A 1,243-nucleotide genomic window follows, 5' to 3' on the forward strand; every position below is an offset into this window, starting at 1 on the left:
GTCCACCGGCGAGCTTCTGAAGAACTTCGGCGACAACTTCAGCGGCGTCGGCGACGACGGTCGATCCCTGGCAGGTGTCCTCACCCAGGTCGCGACCACCAGCGACGGCGCCCTGACCAAGCTGGGTGGCGCGTTCGCCCGGTTCGGTGTCGAGGCCGGCCCGGCGCGTGGTCTGGCTGAGGCGAAGGCCCGCGTTGAGGAGATGGACAATGCGCTGGCCGATCTGGTGGCTGGCGGCAACGCCGAGTCCGCGGCGAAGGCGTTCGACTTCCTGGCCCAGACCGCCGCGACGCAGGGCGTGGAAGTCGAGCAGTTGAAGGCGAAGTTCCCCGAGTATTCGTCGGCGCTGAACTCCGCGGCCGTCGATGCTCAGGCTGCCGGCGCGGCTGCGACAGATGCTGGCGGCGCAGCGAAGGTCCTCGCGGGTGGCCTGGACACAGCAGGTGACGCGGCTGAGAAGGCCCAGAAGCATCTCGACGGATACATCAAGACCCTGCTCGGCATGCCCGGGCTGATGCTGTCGGTGCGGGACGCGCAGCGCGGTGTGCAGGCCGCGATCGATGACGCCACGGACGCGATCGCGGACAACGGACGCACCCTGGACATCAACACCCCGAAGGGCCGCGCGAACCAGGCAGCGCTCGACGCCATCGCAGCGTCAGCCAACCAACTGTCCGAGCAGTACCTCCGCACCGGCGCCTCCCAGGCCAAGATGACCTCCGCGGTATCTGGTGCCCGCAAGTCGTTCATCGACCTCGCGGTCAAGATGAAGATGCCCCGTGACGAGGCCGTAAAGCTCGCTACCCAGCTGATCGCAATCCCGTCCAAGGTCGACAGCAAGATCACCAACAACGCGGCCGGGAAACCGAAGACGGACGCCGAGTCGTACAACCAGCTGCTGCTCGGTGTCCCGCCGAAGGTGGAGTCGGCGTTCCTGAACAACTCGGGTGGCAAACCGGTCAAGGACGCGCAGTTCTACAACGAGGTCTTGCTCGGCATCAGGCCCAAGGTGAACACCCCGATCACCAACACCGCGCCCGAGGCGCGCGCGAAGGCCGAGGCGTACGCCCGCGCCCTGGGCCTGCTGCCCGAGTCGGAGTCGACCAGCATCTCCGCCCCCGGTGCGGAATCAGCCGCGTCGAGCGTCCGCGGGCTGGTCAACCAGATCGCCGGGCTGCCGTCCAGCAAAACCGTCACCATCACGTACTGGCAGCGGGTCCTCGGCATCAAACCCGACACCAGC

1 protein-coding gene is annotated in these 1,243 nt (G+C 67.3%); it reads left to right on the plus strand.

Features of this window, described 5'->3' with window-relative positions:
- A partial coding sequence (locus ACFFGN_RS35415; protein ID WP_380057435.1) for a hypothetical protein occupies positions 1–1,243 on the plus strand: 1,243 nt, incomplete at both ends.

The organism is Kribbella deserti, assembly GCF_042434725.1.
GTDB classification, from domain to species: Bacteria; Actinomycetota; Actinomycetes; order Propionibacteriales; family Kribbellaceae; genus Kribbella; species Kribbella deserti.